Origin of the sequence: Streptomyces sp. NPDC088915 (assembly GCF_044749825.1) — a bacterium.
Lineage (GTDB): Bacteria > Actinomycetota > Actinomycetes > Streptomycetales > Streptomycetaceae > Streptomyces.
Map to the genome: position 1 here is coordinate 56,137 of NZ_JBIVIR010000004.1, position 20,265 is coordinate 76,401.

Sequence of the window (20,265 nt, forward strand, 5' to 3'; positions counted from 1 at the left end):
CCGCAGAACCGCGTACCCGCCCAGGCGCGCCGGACGACGGCCGCTCCTACCGGCGGCGCGGAGATCCCGGGCCGCGACGAGTGGCCCAGCCGCCGGCCGGCGTCAGCCGCGCTCCGTCGGCCCGGACGACGACGAGCCCGCCGTCCGCGAAGGCGATGCGATCACCGGCGGCCAGGAAGAGCGGGCTCGCCGACTCGAAGGCGTGACCGTCGTCGGTCTCCAGGTCCTTCACCAGGACCGACCGCGAGATCGGCGTGACTCCGTCGGCTGTCAGGCGCGTGCCGAGAGAGTCCCACACGGCCGGGGGGATGTCAGCCGTCGTGGAGGGCCGTGCGCAGGGCGTCGACGGCGAGCCTGCGGGCGACGTGGGCGGCGCGGGTGTCGCGCAGGCTGTCCAGGAGGAGGAAGTCGTGGACCATGCCCGCCACGCGGACGGAGGTCACGTCCACACCCGCCTCGCGCAGCTTGTTGGCGTACTGCTCGCCCTCGTCGCGCAGGACGTCGGCCTCGTCGGTGACGACCAGGGTGGTGGGCAGGCCCTTGAGCCGGTCCAGGGAGGCCCGGAGCGGGGAGGCGTACACCTCGGTGCGCTGTTCCGGCTCGGAGTAGTGGTCCCAGAACCACTTCATGCCGTCGCGGGTGAGGTAGTAGCCCTCGGCGAACTGGAGGTAGGAGGGGGTGTCGAAGTCGGCATTGGTCACCGGGTAGAGCAGGACCTGGGCCTTGAGGTCGATCCCGCCGCGTTCCTTGTTCATCAGCGCGAACACCGCCGACATGCAGCCGCCGACGGACTCGCCGGTGACGGCGATCCGTGAGGTGTCCAGGCCGTGCTCGGCGCCGTGTTCCAGGACCCACTGCCCCACGGCGTAGTTCTGCTCGACCTGGGTGGGGTACTTCGCCTCGGGCGCGCGGTCGTAGACGGGGAAGACGCCCGCCGCCCCGGCGCCGACCGTGAGTTCGCGGAAGAGCCGGTCGTGCGTCTTCTCGTCGCCGAAGACCCAGCCGGCGCCGTGGATGTAGAAGACCACCGGCAGCGGCCCGGTGGACCCGGCGGGCCGGATGATGCGGGTGCGGACCGTGCCCCACTCGCCCGCGTCCACCTCGACCCACTCCTCGTCGACCTCGGGGCGGGGCACGCTCTCGTCGCTCTGCAGGCCGAGCAGGATGTCGCGGCCCTTCTCCGGGGGGACCTCGTAGATCCGCGGGTGCGGATCCGTCGCCTCGCACAGCTCCTTCGCGGCCGGTTCCAGGTAGGGGGTGATCGGAGGAGGAAGATCGGTCATGTCCGCTCCATGTCACGGGCACGCGGGTGCCCTGTTCACACGGCCTCGCGGGCCGCGGCTGTCGCGTCTGCCTGCCCGGGCGCGGTGGCGCCCGATTCCATCGTTTGTGTCCGACCGGTCCGTCGCAACCCGGCCGCGAGGTCCGGCGCGTCGAGGAGCCGACGGGCCGGTCCCTCTCCGGCCCGCACGGCGAAGGCCTTCAGGGGCCCGGTGTCACGCGCTTTCGTCGTTCACGAGGAGGATCTTGCCGAGGTGGCCGCCGGCTTCCATGAGGCGGTGGCCCTCGGCGGCGTCGGCCATGGGGACGGTCCGGTCGACGAGCGGCTTCACGGTGCCGTCCTCGATCATGGGCCAGACGTTCTCCTGGACCTGGGCCACGATCTCGGCCTTGTCCTCCTTGGAGCGGGTCCGCAGGGTGGTGCCGTGCACGGAGGCCCGCTTGAACACGATCTCGGCGAGGTTGAGCTTCCCCTCCAGACCGTTCTGCAGGCCGATGACGACCAGCCGTCCGTCGGCCGCCAGGGAACGGACGTTGCGCTCCAGGTAGTCGCCGCCGACGACGTCGAGGATCACGTCGTAGGGGCCGTGCTCGGTGAAGTCCTCGGCGCGGTGGTCGATCGCCGCGTCGGCGCCCAGCTCCCGCGCCCGCGCGACCTTCTCCGGGCCGCCGACCGTGGTGACGACGCGGGCGCCCAGGGCCTTGGCGACCTGGATCGCCATGGAGCCCACGCCCCCGAGCCCGCCGTGCACGAGGAGGGTCTCCCCCGCCTTCAGACCGGCCGTCATGACGAGGTTGGACCAGACCGTGGCGGTGACCTCGGGAAGGCCCGCGGCCTCCACCAGGCCGACTCCCCCGGGGATCGTGAGGAGCTGTCCGGCGGGGACGGCGACCTTCTGCGCGTAACCGCCGCCCGTCAACAGGGCGCAGACCTCGTCGCCCACCCGCCATCCGGTGACGCCCTCGCCGACGGCGGCGATGCGGCCGGAGACCTCCAGGCCCGGGTACGGCGACCAGTCGGGCTGCAGGGGGTAGAGCCCCATGCGCTGCATGACGTCCGCACGGTTCAGAGCGCCGGCCGCCACGTCGACGACGACCTCGCCGGCGGCGGGCGTCGGGTCTTCGACCTCGATCCACTCCAGGACCTCGGGACCACCGTGCTCCCTGATCGTCACAGCCTTCACGACAGCTCCGTTCCTGAAAAATGCGATGAAGGGCTCCTACGGGGCGCTGAGGAGCGGGACCCGGCGAGCCAGAATGTTTACATCACTTACATCACTTACGTTACGACTTGAAGTGTGCAACGTCAACATTGGGGGCACGGGGAGGCGTCCGCTCCTCCGCCGGACGGGAGACCGGAGGCGCTCGGGACAGGCTCTAGCGGGCCCTCGCCGCCTCGACGTCGGCGACGACACGTTCGGCGAGGCGTTCGGAGGACGGCGGGTTCTGTCCCGTGTACAGGTTGCGGTCGACCACCACGTACGGCCGCAGCGGCAACCGGGCCTTGGAGTACTCCGCCCCGCTCTCCCGCAGCCGGTCCTCGAGGAGCCAGATCGCCTTGCGGCCGAAGCTGTTGAACTTCTCCTCCAGGTTCGAGAGGCCCGTCATCCGGTATCCGGCGAACGGCCACGACCCGTCCGGGTTCTTCGCCGCGAACGCCGCCGCCGGAGCGTGGCACAGCAGCGCCAGCGGCTTGCCCGAAGCGAGCACCCGCGTCAGCAGCGCGCCCGAGACCGGGTCGACCGCCAGGTCCTCCATCGGTCCGTGCCCGCCCGGGTAGAACACCACGTCGAAGTCGTCCGGATCGATCGCGTCCAGCGGGCGGGGACCGTTCAACTCGCCCTGGATCGAATTCAGGTACGCGGCCACCTTCCGCAGCTTCGACGGCCACCCGGCCGTCTTCGACATGCTCAGCCGGTCGAGGGTCGGGACCTTCCCGCCCGGCGTCGCGATCACGGTCTCCCATCCCGCCTCGGTGAAGACCTCGTGCGGCACCGCCAGTTCCTCGCCCCAGAACCCCGACGGATGCACCTCCCCGTCCCGCAAGGTCCACCGATCGGCCGCGGACACGACGAACAGCACCCTGGTCACAGCGGGCCTCCCCATCAGCCCGCCTCCGCGATGCGGCGCTGCCGGAGCACCGCCGCGAACAGGGTGATCAGGACGCCGACGACCGCCCAGGCCGACAGGACGAGCAGCGAGGAGGTCATGTCGTTGCCGTGGAAGTACGAGATCGAGCGGGCCGCCCAGGTGCCCGCGCCCGGCGGCAGGGCCGGGCCGATGGCCTGCCAGAAGGGTGGGAGCATCGGGGCGGGGAAAGCACCGCCCGCGCTCGGGTTGCCCGCGATCACCACCAGCAGGATCGCCAGGCCGATCCCGATGACGCCGAAGAGGCCCTGGAGGGCGAGGGTGGCGGCGCCGACGGCGAAGATGAGCAGGGCGCCGAGCCCCCACAGCGCCCAGACGCTGCCGGGCAGGGCGTCCAGGACCGGCCCCACGATGACCGCGCCGCCCAGCCCGCCGGCCAGCGCGACCAGGGTCATCGTGCCCAGGCGGGTGGCCGCGCGGATCGGGTTGGCCGGCCGGGCGCCGGCGCTGATCGCCAGGATCGACGCGCACAGGTAGGCGCCCACGCACCAGCCGATGACCAGGTAGAACGAGGACAGGCCGTTGAAGTCGTGCGGCGAGGCCGGGGCCACGTCGACCGTGCGGACGGTCCGCCCCTGGCTCTTGTCCACGGCGGTGATCAGCGTTCCCAGGGCCAAGGACAGGGCCTTGCCGCCGCCGGAGGCCACCAGGAGCGTGTCGGTGGTGCCGGCCGGGTCGACCACGAGCGCCCCGTAGAGGTCCCGATCGGCGATCCGCTCCCGGGCCGTCCGCTCGTCGGGCAGCGCCCGGGGGTCCAGCGGCGAGCCGGGCAGCCCGTCCAGGCGGGCCACCGTCTGCCCCGCCACCGCCCGCGGCGCCACCACCCCGAAGGACACGTCCTTCAGCCTGGGCTCGTGAAGGGCTCCCACGTAGGAGGCGATGAACAACAACTGCAGGACGATCACCCCGATCACCAGCAGCGTGGCCCGCGGAGTGACGGCGTCCTTCACCTCGGACAAGGCGCTCTGTCTCATACCCCCACGCTCCCGGGGACCGGGAGCCCACGCAGCCGGAGGGCACCCGAACGGCTGTCGACACGCCCGGGCACGCCCGGACACACCGCGTCGGACACGCACCACGCGGTTGCGACGTACCCCACAGCCTTGAATGTTTACGGCGATTACATCGAGGCGCTAATGTGAGTGGTGCACACATCGCAGGCGATCGAGACGGAAGAGAGATCCCACATGACCAGCGAGCTGTTCTCACCGCTGCCCCTGCGCTCCGGGCAGGTGCTGAACAACCGGATCGCGAAGGCGGCCATGGAGGAGAACATGGCCGGCGACGGCCAGCTCCCCGACGAGCAGTTGTTCACGCTGTACCGGCGCTGGGCCACCGGCGGCACCGGACTGCTGATCACCGGCAACGTCATGGTCCACGCCGAGGCGCTGACCGGGCCCGCCGGTGTCGTGCTCGACGAGCACGCGCCCCTGGAGCCGTTCGCCGAGTGGGCGAAGGCCGGCAAGTCCGGCGGGGGCGCGATATGGATGCAGATCAACCACCCCGGCCGCCAGGTGGCCTCCGACATGCCCGGCGTGGTGTGGGGCCCGTCCGAGATCGGCGTCAGCCTGGGCAGGCACAGCAGCCGCTTCGGCAAGCCGACGGCCATGACCCCGCGGCAGATCGAGGAGACCGTGGGGCGGTACGCGGTGACCGCGCGCCGCGCCGAACAGGCCGGCTTCGACGGCGTCGAGGTCCACGCCGCCCACGGCTACCTGCTCTCGCAGTTCCTCTCCCCCCTGGTCAACAAGCGCACCGACCGGTGGGGCGGGTCCCTGGAGAACCGGGCCCGGATGCTGCTCGACATCGTCCGCGCCGTGCGGGCCGCCGTCTCGCCGTCCTTCGCGGTCGCGGTCAAGCTCAACTCCGCCGACTTCCAGCGCGGCGGCTTCGACGCCGACGACGCGCGCCAGGTCATCGCCATGCTCGAACCCCTCGGCGTCGACCTGGTCGAGCTCTCCGGGGGCAGCTACGAGAGTCCCGCGATGACCGGCCGCTCCGCCGACGACCGCACCCGGGCCCGTGAGGCGTACTTCCTGGACCTGGCCGAGGACCTGGTCACCACCAGCCCGCTCCCCCTGATGCTCACCGGCGGCATCACCCGGCGCGCGACCGCGGAGAAGGTCCTCGCCGGCGGTGTGGCGGTCGTCGGCATGGGCACCGCCCTCGCCGTCACCCCCGACCTGCCCGACCGCTGGCGCGAGGACCGCGAGGCCGACCGGCAGATGCGACCGGTGACCTGGTCCGACAAGGCCCTCGCCTCCGCCGCGAGCATGGCCCAGGTCCGCCACCAGATGCGCCGTCTCGCCCGGGGCAGCAGCCCCAGGCCCGGCACCCACCCGGCGATCGCCCTGCTCTCCGAACAGCGCAGGCAGCGCAAGGCCCTGCGCGGCTACCGCGCGTGGCTGGCCGGGCCCCGAAGCGCGGCCCGAGGGGCGTGACCCGGACGGCGTCCCTCCGTCCCGACGCGTTGACGCCGCACACATAGCGCCTTACCGTCATGTATACGCCGCTCACATCGAAGTGAGGAACTCCCCATGTCTACGACTCAGCAGGACACCGTCAAGGTCGACCTCGGAGGCCGCGAAGTCACCGTCCCCAAGGGCGGCCTGTACGACCGGTACCGCATGAACCCCGACCTCGACACGATCGCCCGCGACCCGCGCGTCAGCGGCGTGGACTTCTTCCGGAAGCTGCCCAAGGTCAAGGTCGACTCCCCGATCGGCCCCACGCTGACCCCGAACTTCTACTACGCGATGTCGTCCGCCCGGCTGACGATGCTCGCGCCGTCCCGCGCGATCCGCGCCCGGCTGCCCGAGGAGCTCTCCCCGCTGGAGGTCGCGCCGGGTCTCGGACTGGTGTCGGTGATGTTCTTCCGCTACGACGTGTGCGACATCGACTTCTACACCGAGGCCGCCGTCGGCATCGCCGTCAAGCCGGCCCGGCACGGCGGGCTCGGCTTCTTCGACCTCGTCTCCGGCCTGAAGAACGAGCACCTGCACTCCTACGTCCTGTCCCTGCCGGTGAACTCGGAGATCGCGCAGGTCCGGGGCCACGACGGCTACGGCTTCCCCAAGTGGGTCACCGACCTCGACGTCTCCATCGACCACCACCGCACCACCGCGCGCGTGGCCGACGACTCCGGCGGCGTCGACCTGGCGCTCCTGGCGAACACGCCGGCCCAGAAGGCCCACCCGAGCGGTGAACGGGTCGGCTCGCTCACCTCGTACACGACGATCGACGGCGCCTGGCACTCCACGCTGAACCAGACCAACGTGCTGAACGCCGGCACGACGCGCAGCGCCAAGGGCATCACCCTCCAGCTCGGACAGGGCCGCATGTCCGACGACCTGCGCTCGCTCCAGCCGAAGCGGACCGTCCGGTTCGACGTCATGACCGAGGGTCAGGCCGCCCTGCACATGCCGGTCCCCACCTCGGTCCACAGCCGCGGCAAGTAAGAGCAGAGGAGCCCCGTCATGGCCACCACCCACGCCGGTCCGACGACCACCCGCGGCCCGGCCCTTCCCGCCTCGATCACCCCGTCCTTCCTCCAGCGCCTGACCGCCCGGGTCTCGGCCGCGCCGAACGCCGCGCGCGTCACCACCACCGCCCCCTACACCGGCGTCCCGCTGGCCGACCTCCCGGTCTCCACCCCCGGGGACGTCGAGGACGCGTTCGCCCGCGCCCGCACCGCGCAGAAGGTCTGGGCCGCCACGCCGATCGCGGAGCGCAAGAGGATCCTGCTGCGCTACCACGACCTGGTCCTGGCCCGTCAGGACCAGGCCCTGGACCTGATGCAGGCCGAGAACGGCAAGACCCGCCGCGACGCCTTCCTCGAAGTCGTCGACATCGGCATCGTCTCGCGCCACTACGCGCGCACCGCCGCCAAGTACCTGGGCCCCAAGCGGCGCAGGGGGGCGATCCCGCTGCTCACCCACACCACCGAGCTGCGCCACCCCAAGGGCGTGGTCACCGTCGTCTCGCCGTGGAACTACCCGCTGAGCATGGCCGCCAGTGACACCATCGCCGCCCTCATGGCCGGCAACGCCGTCGTACAGAAGCCCGACACCCAGACCGCGCTGACCGCCCTGTGGTCGATGGAGCTGATGTACGAGGCCGGGCTGCCCGAGGACGTGTGGCAGATGGTGATCGGCCGGGGCGGCTCCATCGGCGGCGCGCTGATGGACAACGCCGACTACATGATGTTCACCGGCTCCACCGCCACCGGACGCCGGATCGCGAGCGACGCCGGCAAGCGCCTGATCGGCGCCTCCCTCGAACTCGGCGGCAAGAACCCGATGATCGTCCTGGACGACGCCGACGTCGACAAGGCCGCCGACGGCGCCGTGGCCGCCTGCTTCCCCTCCGCCGGGCAGCTCTGCGTCTCCGTCGAGCGCCTGTACGTGGCCGAGTCCATCCGCGACCGGTTCGTCGCCGCCTTCGTCGCCCGCACGAAGAGGCTCAAGCTCGGCGCCGCCTACGACTACAGCATCGATGTCGGCAGCCTCACCACCCCCGCCCAGCTCAAGACCGTCACCGAGCACGTCGACGACGCCGTCGCCAAGGGCGCCACCGTCCTGGCCGGCGGCAGGGCGCGCCCCGACCTCGGCCCCCTCTTCTACGAGCCGACCGTCCTCACCGGCGTCACGCCCGACATGACGCTGCACTCCCACGAGACCTTCGGCCCCGTCGTCTCCGTGTACTCCTTCCGCGACGTCGACGACGCGATCGCGCAGGCCAACGCCACGGCCTACGGCCTCAACGCCAGCGTCTGGTCCCGCGACGGGGCCCGGGGCCGGGCCGTCGCCGCCCGCGTCCACGCGGGGACCGTCAACGTCAACGAGGCCTTCGCCGCCGCCTGGGGAAGCGTCGACGCCCCCATGGGCGGCATGGGCGACTCCGGGCTCGGCCGCCGCCACGGCGCCGACGGCATCCTCAAGTACACCGAACCCCAGACCGTCGCCCACCAGCGCCTCCAGGGCTTCACCCCGCCGTCGGGCGTCGGCTTCGAGACCTGGGCCGCCCTCCTGACCGGGGCGCTCAAGGTCCTGAAGGCGGTCGGCGCCCGCTGAGGCGGCGGCGGGCGTACGGCGGGCCCGCGCGGAGGAGCGGCGGCGGGCGCAGGCTGCCGGTCGGGCCGGTTCCCTCTTCCTTTTCGATCGCTTACGATGTATACGGCGTTCACATGAGAGAGGACGTGTGAACGCCGTGAACGCGAAGGATGTGCGCCCCATGCCCCAGACCGGCACGTACCACCACGGCGACCTGCGCGCCGCCTGCCTGCGCGCCGCGCGCGAACTCCTGGAGGAGGACGGCAGCGCGGGCCTCTCGCTGCGTGCGGTCGCCCGGCGCGCCGGGGTGTCGGCCACCGCCCCCTACCGCCACTACGCCGACCGCGACGCGCTCGTCTCCGCCGTGGCCGCCGAGGGGTACCGCGAGCTCGCCGGACACCTGGCCGAGGCCCATCCCGCGCCCTCGACGCCTGACGAACTCGCCGCGGTGGCGGTCGCCTACGTGCGGTTCGCCCTGGAGCACCCCGCCCTGTTCCGGGCGATGTTCGCCGAGCCCTGCGACCCGACCAGCGAGGAGCGGGTCGCGGCGACCGCCGCCATCTCCGAGTACGTCCGCGGCATCGTCCGCGCCACATTCCCCGACGTGGACGCGGACGCCCTGTCGACCACGGTGTGGGCGCTCGTCCACGGCCTGGCCTTCCTGCACCTCGACGGCAAGCTCGACTCCTCCACCCCCGAGGTGGTCGCCGCCCAGGTCACCTCCGCCGTCCACGCCCTGTTCGGCGCGTCCCCGGCGCTGTCCGGGGCGGCGGCGGCCGCGCGGGCGACGGCCTGATCCGCCGTCACCCTGCGGGGCCCCCGGGCCCGGCTCGTCAGGAGGCCGAACGGTCGGCGGGAGGAGCGGGCGGTGCCGTCGGCCGGAGCTTCAGCCAGACGAGGAAGAAGAGGCCGAGGGCGAGCATGCCCAGGCCCGTCCAGAGGTTGATGTTGACGCCGACGGCCTTCTCCAGGTCGGCGTCGTCGGCGGTGACGCCCGCGAGGGTCACCATCACGCCGTAGAGGGTGAACAGGCCGCCGATGATGCGCCGGATGTCGAAGAGCCGGGCGGCGGTGGCGGACTTCTCCTCCACTTCGGAGACTTCGCGCTGCGGTTCGGACATGGTGGGTTGCCTCCGGTCGTTCGGGTCGTTCGGGTCGTTCGGGTCGTTCGAGTCGTCAAGTCGTTCGAGTCGCCAGGTCGTCAGGTCGTCAGAAGGAGTACGGCAGGTAGCAGAGCGCGGCCAGGGCGACCGCCCCCCAGCCGAGGAGGACGGGGCGCCGGTACCAGGCGTCGTCGCCCTCGGACGGCGCCTCGTCCATGCCGGGTGACCTCGTCCCGTACACCAGCCCGGCCAGTTCGGCCTCGGGCTTGGGGGCCGTGAAGAGCGTGACGACGACCATCACCACGGCGCCGGCGACGAAGCCGACGATGGCCGAGACGAAGTTGGCGCCCTGGTCGGTGGGGATGCCGATGACGCCCTGCTTGTAGATGACGAAGTAGTTGACCATCGCGGCCACCGTGCCCGCGACCAGGCCCCAGAAGCCGGACTTGACCGAGGCGCGCTTCCAGAACATGCCGATGATGAAGACGACGAACATCGGCACGTTGAAGAAGGAGAACAGGGTCTGGAGGTACCCCATGATGTTGGAGAAGCTGGCGGCGAGGAACGCGGTGCCGATGGAGGCGAGGACGCCGAGGGCGGTGACCAGGCGTCCGAAGCGCAGGTAGTAGCCGTCCTCACGGCCCTTCACCACGTACTTGGCCCAGATGTCGGCGGTGAACACGGTGTTGAACGACGACACGTTCGCGGCCATGCCCGCCATGAAGGCGGCGAGCAGGCCGGTGACGGCGATGCCGAGCACGCCGTTGGGCAGCAGCTCCTGCATGAGCAGCGGGATGGCGTCGTTGTAGGTGAGGCCGGAGCCCTCCGTGCCGATCTTCGGCACCAGGGTGGCGGCGACCAGGCCGGGGATCATCACCACGAAGACGATGAAGATCTTGGGGAACGCGGCGATGAGCGGGGTGCGCCGGGCCGCCGACAGGTTCTTGGCGGACAGGGCCCGCTGCACCTCGGCGAAGTTGGTGGTCCAGTAGCCGAAGGAGAGGACGAAGCCGAGGCCGAGGACGATGGTCAGCCAGTTGGCACCGAGCGGGTTGGGGTCGCCGATGCCGGTGCCGCCCCAGGCGGACAGGAAGTCGGCGCCGTGGCTCTTCTCCAGGGAGGAGGTCAGGCCGTCCCAGCCGCCGACCCGCTTGAGGCCGAGGATCGTGAGCGGTATGAGGGCGGCGAGGATCACGAAGAACTGCAGGACCTCGTTGTAGATCGCCGAGGAAAGGCCGCCGACCGTGATGTACGCCAGGACGAAGAACCCGGCGACGACGATGGAGACCCACTGCGGCCAGCCGAGGAGCGCCTCCACGACGATCGACAGGGCGTAGAGGTTGACGCCCGCGATGAGGATGGCGGCGAAGGCGAAGAGGACCGAACTCAGCAGGTGCGCGGGCCGGTCGAAGCGCTGGAGCAGGAACTCGGGGACCGAGCGGACCTTGGAGCCGTAGTAGAAGGGCATCATCACCAGGCCCAGGAAGACCATGGCAGGGATGGCGCCGATCCAGTACCAGTGGACGACGGCGACGCCGTACTGGGCCCCGGTCGCCGCCATGCCGAGGATCTCCGTGGCTCCCAGGTTGGCGGCGACGAACGCCAGCCCGGTGACCCAGGCCGGCAGCGAGCGGCCCGAGAGGAAGAAGTCGAGGCTGGTTCTCACACTCGCCCGGGCGGCGAAGCCGATGCCCAGGACCACGACGAAGTAGATCGCCAGGATCGAGTAGTCGAGCCAGTTGGTGGGGAGCCGCAGCTCCGCGGCCAGGTGCATGGGGTACTCACTTCGTCGCCCGAAAGGAACAGGCGCGAACCTACGCACGTAACGACAAGAAGTGAACGGTCTCCTTGCTTATTTTTGATTGATCGTGATCGAACGTGGGGGAGGTTTCCGACAAAAGGCATGGCAAGGGACGTGGAAACTTCCGTGTCGCCTCTCTCCAATCCGTCCGCCCGACGGCTGCGAAGTACGGGTGAATCGTGCCGCGGTCGCGGCGTGTCGGGTGGCGGGAGAGTCGTGTGGAGCAACGCAAGGTGGCAGTGGTCGGCGCCGGGGTGGCGGGGCTGACCGCCGCCTACGTCCTCTCCTCGGCGCGCGAGGTCACCCTGTACGAGGCGGACGGACGCCTCGGCGGCCACGCCCACACCCGGGAACTGGCCGGGCCCGACGGCCGGCCGGTGTCCGTGGACTCCGGCTTCATCGTCCACAACGAGCGCACCTACCCGACCCTGTTGCGACTCTTCGACGAACTGGGCGTCGCCACGCAGGACACCGAGATGAGCATGTCGGTGCGGTGCGACGGCTGCGCCCTGGAGTACGCGGGCGCCCGCGGGGCCGCCGGGCTCTTCGCCTCGCGCGGCGCCCTGCGCGGCCGTTACCTGCGACTCCTCGCCGAGGTCCCCGCCTTCCACCGCGCGGCCCGGCGCCTGCTGGACCGAGGAGAGGACCAGGACGTCACGTTCGGGGACTTCCTGCGCGACAACGGCTTCTCCCCCTACTTCATCGGCCACTTCGCGCTCCCGCTGGTGTCGGCGGTGTGGTCCTGCCCGGCCCGCACCGCCCTCGTCCACCCGGCCGCGTACCTCTTCGCGTTCCTCGACCACCACGGCCTGCTGTCCGTCACCGGGTCCCCGCAGTGGAGGACCGTCACCGGCGGCTCGGCCGCCTACGTGGCCGCCGCCGCCAAGCGCGTCCAGCGCGTCCTCACCGCCAGTCCCGTCGCGGCCGTCCGGCGGACCGGTGGCGGCGCGGTGGTCACCACCCGGGACGGCGCCGCCGAGACGTACGACGCCGTCGTGATCGCCACCCACCCCGACCAGGCGCTGCGGATGCTCGCCGACGCGACCCCCGACGAACGGCGGGTGCTCGGCGCCTTCACGTACTCCCGCAACCCCACCGTGCTGCACACCGACGCCTCCGTCCTGCCCCGCTCGCCGCGCGCCCGGGCGTCCTGGAACTACCACCTGACCGGGTGCGACCCCTCCACCGACCCGGTGCGGATCAGCTACGACATGCGGCGCCTGCAGCGGCTGCCGGCCGGGGCCGAGTACGTCGTCACCCTCGGCGGTGACGGCCTCGTCGCCCCGGACCGGGTGGTGGAGCGCATGGTGTACGAACACCCCGTCTACACGCCCGCCTCGGTCGCGGCGCAGCGGGAACTCCCCGGTCTGAACACCGGAGTGACGGCGTACGCGGGCGCGTGGCACGGCTGGGGGTTCCACGAGGACGGCTGCCGCTCCGGGGTGCTCGCCGCCCTGTCCCTGGGCGTGCGGTGGTGACGGGCGCCGGTCCGGCGGCGCCCGCGCTGTACGAGTGCGTGGTCGCCCACGCGCGGACCGCGCCGCTGCGCCACTCCTTCCGGCACCGCACGTACCTGTGGTGCGTGGACCTCGACGCGCTGCCGGTGCTGCCCGCCCCGGTCCGGCCGCTGGCCCGGTTCGACGCCCGCGACCACTTCACGGGCCGTGCCGGGTCGATCCGGGCGGGCCTCGACGCGTACCTGGCCGGTCACGGCGTCGACCTGGGCGGGGGGCGCGTCGTGATGCTCGCGCACGCGCGCGTGTTCGGCTTCGTCTTCAACCCGCTGAGCGTGTACTGGTGCCACGACGCGACCGGCGCCCCGGTGTGCGTGGTGGCCGAGGTCCACAACACGTACGGGCAGCGGCACTGCTACCTGCTCCGGCCCGACGGCGAGGGGACCGCCGAGGCGGACAAGGCCTTCTACGTCTCCCCGTTCTTCGGCGTCGAGGGCCGCTACCGGATGCGCCTGCCGCTGCCCGGCGAGGAGCTGCGCCTGGCGGTGCAGTTGCGGACCGGGGACGGCCGTCCGTTCACCGCGACCGTACGGGGCCGCCGGCGCCCCGCCACCGTCGCCGCCCTCCTCGGGTGCGCGGTGCGCAGGCCGTGGTCGACCGGCGCCGTGTGGGCCGGGATCCGCCGCCACGGCATCCGCCTGTGGCTGCGCGGCCTGCCCGTACGGCCCCGTCCCGGAGCCGGGACGCCCTCCTCGCCGTGCGGGCGGCCGACCGCCCGTACGCGCTGATCCCACCGCACACCACCCAGAAGGACACACCGCTTTGAATCCTCCCTCCCCTGTCTTCCCCGATCGCGCCCGGGCTCCCCGGCGTGCCGTGTCCGTGCCGGTCCAGCCCGGTCCGGCCGCGGCCGTCCACACCGACGAAGCCGTGGACCGCGTCGAAGCCGCCGGAGCCGTCGGGGCCGTGGACGTCGTCGAAGCCGTCGACGCCGACCGCTGGCCGGACGTGGCCCGGCCGCCGAAGACGACGCCCGGCCGGACGGCCCTCGCCCGGTACCTGGTGCGCAAGGCGCTGAAGGACCTGTCGCTCCTCGCGCCCGACGGCGCCGCGGACCCCGCCGTGCCGTCCACGCCCCGGCTCGTGCTCCACGACCCGGACGCCTTCTACCGCAGGATCGGCGGCGCCGGTCTGATCGGCTTCGGCGAGTCCTACATGGCCGGGGAGTGGGACAGCGACGACCTGCCCGGGGTCCTGACCCGCCTCGCCGCGCACGTCGACGACCTGGTGCCCGCCCCGCTGCGCGGACTGCGCTCCCTGTGGGTGCCGTCCCGGCCGGACGGCGACCGCAACACCCCCGACGGGGCGCGGGAGAACGTCCACCGCCACTACGACCTGTCGAACGAGCTGTTCGCCACCTTCCTCGACCCGTCCCTCACCTACTCCTCCGCGCTGTTCCCCGCCTTCCCCGCCCGCTTCGCGTCCCTGACGGACGCCCAGCACCGCAAGATCGACCGGCTCCTGGACCTCGCCCGGGTCGGTCCGGACACGCGGCTCCTGGAGATCGGCACCGGCTGGGGCGAGCTCGCCCTGCGGGCCGCGGCCCGGGGCGCGCGGGTCACCACCCTCACCCTCTCCTCCGAGCAGGCCGACCTCGCACGCGCGCGCGTGCGGGAGGCCGGCCTGGCCGACCGGGTCGACATCCAGCTGCGCGACTACCGGGACGTCGAGGGCCGCTACGACGCCGTCGTCAGCGTCGAGATGATCGAGGCGGTCGGGGCCGAGTACTGGCACTCCTACTTCCGGACCCTGCGCGGCGCGCTCGCCCCCGGCGGCAGGGTCGCCCTCCAGGCCATCACCATGGGCCACCTGCAGATGCTGCACACCGCCGCCACCCACACGTGGATCAGCAAGTACGTCTTCCCCGGCGGTCTGATCCCCTCCCGCGAGGCCATCGACGCGCACTCCACCGCCGCCGGGCTGCGCACCGTCGCCGACAACGGCTACGGCCCGCACTACGCGGAGACCCTGCGCCTGTGGCGGGAGCGGTTCACCGCCCGGCGGGACGACGTCGCCGCCCTCGGCTTCGACACCGTCTTCCGGCGCATGTGGGAGCTGTACCTCGCCTATTCGGAGGCCGGTTTCCGCTCCGGCTACCTCGACGTCCGCCAGATCCTCCTGACCGAAGGGACCCCCCGATGAGGCCCGCCGCCGACCGTCTCGCCGAACTGCTCGGCCACTTCGTCACCGGTCCGCCGCCGGTACGGCTGCGCGCCTGGGACGGCAGCACGGCCGGTCCCGCCGACGCGCCCCTCGTCTCGCTCCGCTCCCCCGCGGTCCTGCGCCGCCTGCTGTGGCAGCCGGGCGAACTGGGCCTGGCGGAGGCGTACGTCACCGGGGAGCTCGACGTCGAGGGGGACCTCGCCCGGGCCCTGTCCCGGGCCGGCCGCGCCGTCCGCGACCAGGGGACCGTCCGGCCGGGACCGGCCGGACTGGCGGCGGCCGGCGCCCTGGCCGTGGGCCTGGGCGCGGCCGGGCCTCCGCCGCGCCGCCCCGACGGCCGCGCCCGCCTCGGCGGCCGGCTGCACACCACGGGCCGCGACCGGGCCGCGATCAGCCACCACTACGACCTCTCCAACGACTTCTACGCCCTGCTGCTCGACGAGTCGATGGCGTACTCGTGCGGGTACTGGACCCGTCCCGACGACCCCTCCTACGGTCTGGCCGACGCCCAGCGGGACAAGCTGGAGCTGATCTGCCGCAAGCTCGGCCTGCGCGCCGGGGACCGGCTCCTCGACGTCGGCTGCGGCTGGGGCTCGCTCGCCGTGCACGCCGCCCGCGAGCACGAGGTCCGTGTCACCGCCGTCACCCTCTCCCGGGCCCAGCGGCACTTCGTGGCCGACCGGTGCGTGCGCGAGGGCGTGGCCGACCTCGTGGACGCCGAGTTCGGGCACTGGCGCCACATCGACGCGACGGGCTTCGACGCGGTGTCCACCGTGGAGATGGGCGAGCACGTCGGCGACGCCGAGTACCCGGAGTTCGCGGCGAAGCTGTACGGCGCGCTGCGCCCCGGCGGGCGGCTGTTCGTCCAGCAGATGTCCCGGGGCGCGAACGCGCCGGGCGGGGGGCCGTTCATCGAGACCTACATCGCCCCCGACATGCACATGCGTCCGGTCGGCAGGACCGTGGACGTGCTGGAGTCCGCCGGTTTCGAGGCCCGGCACGTCGAGTCCGTCCGCGAGCACTACACGCGGACCATCGACGCCTGGCGCGACCGGCTCGAATCCGAGTGGTCCCGCTTCGAGGCGCTCGTCGGCGCGACGACCTGCCGCGTCTGGCGCCTCTACCTGGCCGGTGCCTCGCTCGCGTTCTCGGAGCGGCGCATGGGCGTCGACCAGATCCTCGCCGTCCGCTCCACCCGTGGGGGCGGTGCGGGCGTGCCGTCCACTCCCGCCGCCTGGTACGGCCCGGACGGCCGGCCGTGAGCCCGCCCGACTGGGGCGCGCTCGTCCCCTGCCTCCTCGCCACGGCGGCCACGGCGGTGGGGGTCCTGCTCGTCACGTTCGCCGTCGCCGTCCGCCTGGGCCTGCACCGGATCGTGGACATCGCCTGGGGCCTCGCCTTCTGCGCCGTCGCCGTCGTCTCCTTCGTGCTGTCCGACGGGCACGGCGACGACGGGCGGCGGCTGCTGGCCACCGGGGCCACCGTCGTCTGGGGGCTGCGGCTCTCGCTGCACATCGCCCACCGCTCCCGGGGCCACGGCGAGGACCCGCGCTACGCCGAGCTGCTCGACAAGGCGCCGGGCAACCGCACCTGGTACGCGCTGCGGACCGTGTACCTGCTGCAGGCGGGTCTCGTCTGGCTGGTCTCGCTGCCGGTCCAGCTGGCCGCCCACAGCCCTTCGCCGCTGGGCCCGCTGGACGCCGCCGCGGTGGCCGTGTGGGCGGCCGGGCTGGTCTTCGAGGCCGTCGGCGACCGCCAACTGGCCCGGTTCAAGGCCGATCCCGCGCACCGCGGGCGCGTCATGGACCGGGGGCTGTGGGCGTGGACCCGGCACCCGAACTACTTCGGTGACGCCCTCGTCTGGTGGGGTCTGTACCTCCTGGTCTGCACCACCTGGCAGACGGCCCTGGCCGGGCTCGTCTCCCCCGCCGTCATGACCCTGCTGCTGACCGTCGGCAGCGGCAAGCGCCTGCTGGAGAAGCGCATGTCCGGCCGCCCCGGCTACGCCGCGTACGCCGCCCGCACCAGCGGTTTCCTTCCCAGGCCGCCGCGCCGTACCCCTCCGCGGCACGGGAGGTGACGGTCTCCCTCACACCGGCGGCACCCGGTCGACGGTCCTGCCGTCCGGCACGAGGACGTCGTCGCCGTACAGCGCCTGCGCCCAGTTGGACTGGTAGATCGTGTCGAGGTAGCGCTCGCCGAGGTCCGGGGCGATCGCGACGGCGGTCGTCTCCCGGGTGCCGTGGCGGGCGAGCCAGCCGGTCGCGCCGCTGACGACCGTGCCGGTGGATCCTCCGAAGAGGAATCCGCGCCGGGCGAGCATGCGGCAGGTGCGCACGGTGTCCGCCTCCTCGACGGACACCGCCTCGTCCACGTACGCCTCATCGAGGAGCGGCGGCTTCATGCTCATGCCGAGGCCGGGGATCATCCGGCGTCCCGGGGTGCCGCCGAAGATGGCGGAGCCGACGCTGTCCACGGCGACGATGCGCACGGCCGGGTTCCAGGCGCGGAAGAACCGCGCGCAGCCCATCAGGGTCCCCGTGGTGCCGGCCCCGACGAAGAGGGTGTCGAGCTGCGGGAACGCGCGGGCGATGGCGGGCGCCGTCCTGCGGTAGTGGGCCTTCCAGTTGTTCGCGTTGGTGTACTGGCTGAGCCACACGCACCGGTCGTCGGAGGCGCACAGGGCGCGGACGAGGGCGAGCCGTGCTCCGAGGAGGCTGCCGCTGCCCGCCTCGTCGGAGACGACGTGCACGTCGCTTCCCATGGCCTCCATCATCAGACGGGTGGTCAGGTTGCAGTGGGAGTCGGTGACGCAGAGGAAGCGGTAGCCCTTGCCGGCCGCGATCATGCTCAGCGCGACGCCGAGGTTGCCCGAGGAGGATTCGACGAGGATCGAGTCCTCGGTGAGGAGCCCGCTCCGTTCGGCGGCCTCCACCATCTCGGTCGCCGCCTTCAGCTTGATGGAACCGGCGAAGTTGAAGCCCTCGCACTTGAGGAACAGGGGGTGCCCGATCGTCGGCCAGAGGTCGACGTAGAGGTCCTCCTCGTTGAAGGCCTGCGGGACGGATATGACGGTCACGGTGCTCTCCTTCTCGTGGTCGGACGGTCCGGCCGAACGGTCCGGCAGGACGGGACCGCCTCATCCGTAGCGGTTCAGCTCGTCGAAGAAACTGTCGACGAGCAGCAGTCGGCCCGATCGGGCCACCTCGTCGTAGACGTACTTGCCGACCGCCAGGTCGAGGACTCCGAGCCCGAAGGGCGAGAAGATCACGGGGCGGTCCGGCGGCGGCGTCACGCGTCCGGCCATGACGTCCTCGAGCGTGCCGTCGAGGAAGGACCGGTTGCCGGTGAGCCGTTCCGTGAGGTGGGGCGAGGTCGACTCCCTGAGGACGTGCTCGACGTCGTCGACGATGTTGGTCGCGGACAGCAGGACCTCGGGTGCGAGGTCGCGCAGCGAGATGTGCAGCACGAGGGGGTTGTGGTCGAACCACGAGGCATCGGTGACGTGCGGCCGGCCGGCGACGGTCGCGAAGACCACCAGGTCGCTGGTGCGGATGAGCGTCTCGGCGTCGTGGTGCACGGTGACGGGCCCGGTGTTCCCCGCCTGCTCCAGATAGAGCCGGAAGCCGGCCGCGCTGTCCGCCGACAGGTCGTGGACGCCGGTGTGTTCGAACGTCCAGCCGGTGCCGGCGAGATAGGTGTGGATGTAGCGGGCGATCAGGCCGGTGCCGACGAACCCGACGCGGGTGGGCCGCGGCCGGCCCCGGCTGAGCCGGTCGGCCGCCGCCGCCGCGGAGGCGGCCGTCCTGGCGGCGCTGATGACCGAGCTCTCCATGCAGGCGAAGGGATAGCCGGTGACGGGGTCGTTGAGGATGAGCACGGCCGAGGCCCTGGGGATGCCCGACCGCACGTTCCCGGGGAAGCTCGCGATCCACTTGAGGCCGTCCACCCGGCTCTCGTCCCCTCCCAGGGAGGCCGCGAGGGCGATGATGCGCGACGCGGGCCGGTCGGTGAACCGGAGGAAGGAGGAGGGCGGGTTGACGGTGTGTCCGGCGGCGTGCAGCCGGTAGGTGTCCTCGACGACCTTCGTCACGGCGCTCTCCCGGCCGTGGAGGACTTCCTTGACCTGCCGTCCGGGGACGACGGCGAACGGTGGCACCACGGGTGCGGCGACGGAAGCGGTCATGACCCGGTCCTCCTCGACGGCCGGTCCGGGGACGGCGGATCGACCGGGTCGATGGGTTCGGCCATGGCCACCAGGACGTCCCGCGGCCCCGTGTAGGCCTCCCGGCTGTGGGCGGTGCGCAGGTTGTCGACGATCATCAGGTCACCGGCCCGCCAGGGCCGGCGGACCGTCGCCCCGTCGTAGGCCCGGTTGATCCGTTCGACCACGTCCCCGGGCACCGGGTCGCCGCCGCCGTAGCGCGTGGTGAAGGGCAGTCCGTTCGGGCCGTACTCCCCGATCAGGAACTCCCGCACCTCGGGGGCCATCGTCCACTCGCTCAGGAAGGCGATCTGGTTGAACCAGCAGCGCCGGCCGCTGACCGGGTGCCGTACGACCGCGGCGCGCCGCTGGCGCGTGCGCAGCGTCCCGTCGGGCTGCCAGGCGGTCTCGATGTCGTTGGCCCGGCAGTACGCGTCGACGGCTCCGCGGTCCTCGGTGCCGAACGCCTGGGCCAGGGTGGCGCCGATCTCGCCGTTGTAGGAGCGTTCGAGCAGCCAGCCCTCCTCCTCGAAGCGCTCGACCAGGGCGGCGGGAAGGGCCTCCAGGACGGCGGCGGCGTCGGCGAGGGCGGTGGCTCCGCCGTCGGCCGGCGATTCCAGGCAGGCGAACAGGAGCAGTCCGGGGCAGTGGCGCGCGTAGCTCAGCTCGTGATGCATGCACATCGGCTGGTTGGCGGGCCAGACGGCCGACGAGTAGAGGCCTTCGCCGCGCGTCTCGCGGGGGGCGAAGCCCTCCGTCTCCCGCACGGGGCGGTCGGTCACCTTGCGGACGGCCGTCTCGACGTCGGCCGCGCCTCGCAGGTCCAGTCCGCCGACGAGGACCGCGCCGTGCTCGGCGACCCGGTCGAGCAGCTCCTTCCGGTAGGAGTCGGGCCAGGCGGCCGGGTTCGGGGGCGCCGCGCTTTCGCGGATCGCCGTGGGTTCCGGTGTCTGCGGCTTGCGGAACAGTGCGGACAGCATGTCGTTCCTCTCCATCGGTG

The 20,265-nt window shown here is 72.3% G+C and carries 19 protein-coding genes; 9 read left to right on the forward strand and 10 right to left on the reverse strand.

Annotated elements, in window-relative coordinates; all coding sequences use genetic code 11:
• Positions 1 to 46 precede the first annotated feature (46 nt).
• The 5 genes from ACIP5O_RS08880 to ACIP5O_RS08900 form a co-directional block, all read right to left on the reverse strand.
• Positions 47 to 298: a hypothetical protein gene (locus ACIP5O_RS08880; protein ID WP_401290316.1), complete on the reverse strand. Its 252-nt coding sequence runs from the start codon at positions 296 to 298 to the stop codon at positions 47 to 49.
• 13 nt (positions 299 to 311) lie between these two features.
• Positions 312 to 1,283 carry an alpha/beta hydrolase gene (locus tag ACIP5O_RS08885; RefSeq protein ID WP_401290319.1) on the reverse strand — a complete coding sequence of 324 codons (972 nt, stop codon included), beginning with the start codon at positions 1,281 to 1,283 and terminating at the stop codon, positions 312 to 314.
• Between the two features lie 213 nt (positions 1,284 to 1,496).
• On the reverse strand, positions 1,497 to 2,465 hold the full coding sequence (locus tag ACIP5O_RS08890; protein ID WP_401290321.1) for an NAD(P)H-quinone oxidoreductase: 969 nt from the start codon (positions 2,463 to 2,465) through the stop codon (positions 1,497 to 1,499).
• 193 nt (positions 2,466 to 2,658) lie between these two features.
• Positions 2,659 to 3,372 carry a type 1 glutamine amidotransferase domain-containing protein gene (locus tag ACIP5O_RS08895; protein ID WP_401290323.1) on the reverse strand — a complete coding sequence of 238 codons (714 nt, stop codon included), beginning with the start codon at positions 3,370 to 3,372 and terminating at the stop codon, positions 2,659 to 2,661.
• A 14-nt stretch (positions 3,373 to 3,386) separates the two neighbouring features.
• Positions 3,387 to 4,403 carry a DUF3533 domain-containing protein gene (locus ACIP5O_RS08900; RefSeq protein ID WP_401290326.1) on the reverse strand — a complete coding sequence of 339 codons (1,017 nt, stop codon included), beginning with the start codon at positions 4,401 to 4,403 and terminating at the stop codon, positions 3,387 to 3,389.
• Positions 4,404 to 4,616: 213 nt separating this feature from the next.
• Here ACIP5O_RS08900 and ACIP5O_RS08905 point away from each other — a divergent pair, with 213 nt between their 5' ends.
• The 4 genes from ACIP5O_RS08905 (at position 4,617) to ACIP5O_RS08920 (ending at position 9,276) form a co-directional block, all read left to right on the forward strand.
• A complete protein-coding gene (locus ACIP5O_RS08905; RefSeq protein ID WP_401290329.1) occupies positions 4,617 to 5,870 on the forward strand; it encodes an NADH:flavin oxidoreductase/NADH oxidase family protein in 1,254 nt (417 codons plus the stop codon).
• Positions 5,871 to 5,966: 96 nt separating this feature from the next.
• On the forward strand, positions 5,967 to 6,887 hold the full coding sequence (locus ACIP5O_RS08910) for an acetoacetate decarboxylase family protein (RefSeq protein ID WP_401290332.1): 921 nt from the start codon (positions 5,967 to 5,969) through the stop codon (positions 6,885 to 6,887).
• A gap of 18 nt (positions 6,888 to 6,905) precedes the next feature.
• Entirely contained in the window at positions 6,906 to 8,501 is a 1,596-nt protein-coding gene (locus tag ACIP5O_RS08915; RefSeq protein WP_401290335.1) for a succinic semialdehyde dehydrogenase, read from the forward strand.
• A gap of 160 nt (positions 8,502 to 8,661) precedes the next feature.
• On the forward strand, positions 8,662 to 9,276 hold the full coding sequence (locus ACIP5O_RS08920; RefSeq protein WP_401290338.1) for a TetR/AcrR family transcriptional regulator: 615 nt from the start codon (positions 8,662 to 8,664) through the stop codon (positions 9,274 to 9,276).
• A gap of 37 nt (positions 9,277 to 9,313) precedes the next feature.
• On the opposite strand, the gene ACIP5O_RS08925 is transcribed toward ACIP5O_RS08920, so the two are convergent.
• A complete protein-coding gene (locus ACIP5O_RS08925; RefSeq protein WP_401290340.1) occupies positions 9,314 to 9,601 on the reverse strand; it encodes a hypothetical protein in 288 nt (95 codons plus the stop codon).
• 88 nt (positions 9,602 to 9,689) lie between these two features.
• Positions 9,690 to 11,357: a sodium:solute symporter family protein gene (locus ACIP5O_RS08930; protein WP_401290343.1), complete on the reverse strand. Its 1,668-nt coding sequence runs from the start codon at positions 11,355 to 11,357 to the stop codon at positions 9,690 to 9,692.
• A 245-nt stretch (positions 11,358 to 11,602) separates the two neighbouring features.
• On the opposite strand from ACIP5O_RS08930, the gene ACIP5O_RS08935 reads away from it, so the two are divergent.
• The 5 genes from ACIP5O_RS08935 (at position 11,603) to ACIP5O_RS08955 (ending at position 17,141) form a co-directional block, all read left to right on the forward strand.
• Positions 11,603 to 12,862 carry an NAD(P)/FAD-dependent oxidoreductase gene (locus ACIP5O_RS08935; protein ID WP_401290345.1) on the forward strand — a complete coding sequence of 420 codons (1,260 nt, stop codon included), beginning with the start codon at positions 11,603 to 11,605 and terminating at the stop codon, positions 12,860 to 12,862.
• Positions 12,859 to 13,626, forward strand: coding sequence for a DUF1365 domain-containing protein (locus tag ACIP5O_RS08940; RefSeq protein ID WP_401290348.1), 768 nt, complete (start codon positions 12,859 to 12,861; stop codon positions 13,624 to 13,626). Before ACIP5O_RS08935 ends, ACIP5O_RS08940 begins: the two co-directional genes overlap by 4 nt.
• 88 nt (positions 13,627 to 13,714) lie before the next feature.
• Complete coding sequence (locus tag ACIP5O_RS08945; protein WP_401290351.1) at positions 13,715 to 15,040, forward strand: class I SAM-dependent methyltransferase; 1,326 nt, start codon at positions 13,715 to 13,717, stop codon at positions 15,038 to 15,040.
• A complete protein-coding gene (locus ACIP5O_RS08950) occupies positions 15,037 to 16,323 on the forward strand; it encodes a class I SAM-dependent methyltransferase (RefSeq protein WP_401290354.1) in 1,287 nt (428 codons plus the stop codon). The genes ACIP5O_RS08945 and ACIP5O_RS08950 overlap by 4 nt, the downstream gene beginning before the upstream one ends.
• A complete protein-coding gene (locus tag ACIP5O_RS08955; RefSeq protein WP_401290357.1) occupies positions 16,320 to 17,141 on the forward strand; it encodes a DUF1295 domain-containing protein in 822 nt (273 codons plus the stop codon). The genes ACIP5O_RS08950 and ACIP5O_RS08955 overlap by 4 nt, the downstream gene beginning before the upstream one ends.
• A gap of 9 nt (positions 17,142 to 17,150) precedes the next feature.
• Here ACIP5O_RS08955 and sbnA read toward each other — a convergent pair whose 3' ends face one another.
• From sbnA to ACIP5O_RS08970, 3 genes are read right to left on the reverse strand one after another with little or no spacing between them, the layout of a single operon-like run.
• Entirely contained in the window at positions 17,151 to 18,140 is a 990-nt protein-coding gene (gene sbnA, locus ACIP5O_RS08960) for a 2,3-diaminopropionate biosynthesis protein SbnA (RefSeq protein ID WP_401290360.1), read from the reverse strand.
• Between the two features lie 60 nt (positions 18,141 to 18,200).
• On the reverse strand, positions 18,201 to 19,247 hold the full coding sequence (sbnB, locus tag ACIP5O_RS08965; protein ID WP_401290363.1) for a 2,3-diaminopropionate biosynthesis protein SbnB: 1,047 nt from the start codon (positions 19,245 to 19,247) through the stop codon (positions 18,201 to 18,203).
• Entirely contained in the window at positions 19,244 to 20,245 is a 1,002-nt protein-coding gene (locus tag ACIP5O_RS08970) for a TauD/TfdA family dioxygenase (RefSeq protein ID WP_401290366.1), read from the reverse strand. The genes sbnB and ACIP5O_RS08970 overlap by 4 nt, the downstream gene beginning before the upstream one ends.
• Between the last annotated feature and the right edge of the window lie 20 nt (positions 20,246 to 20,265).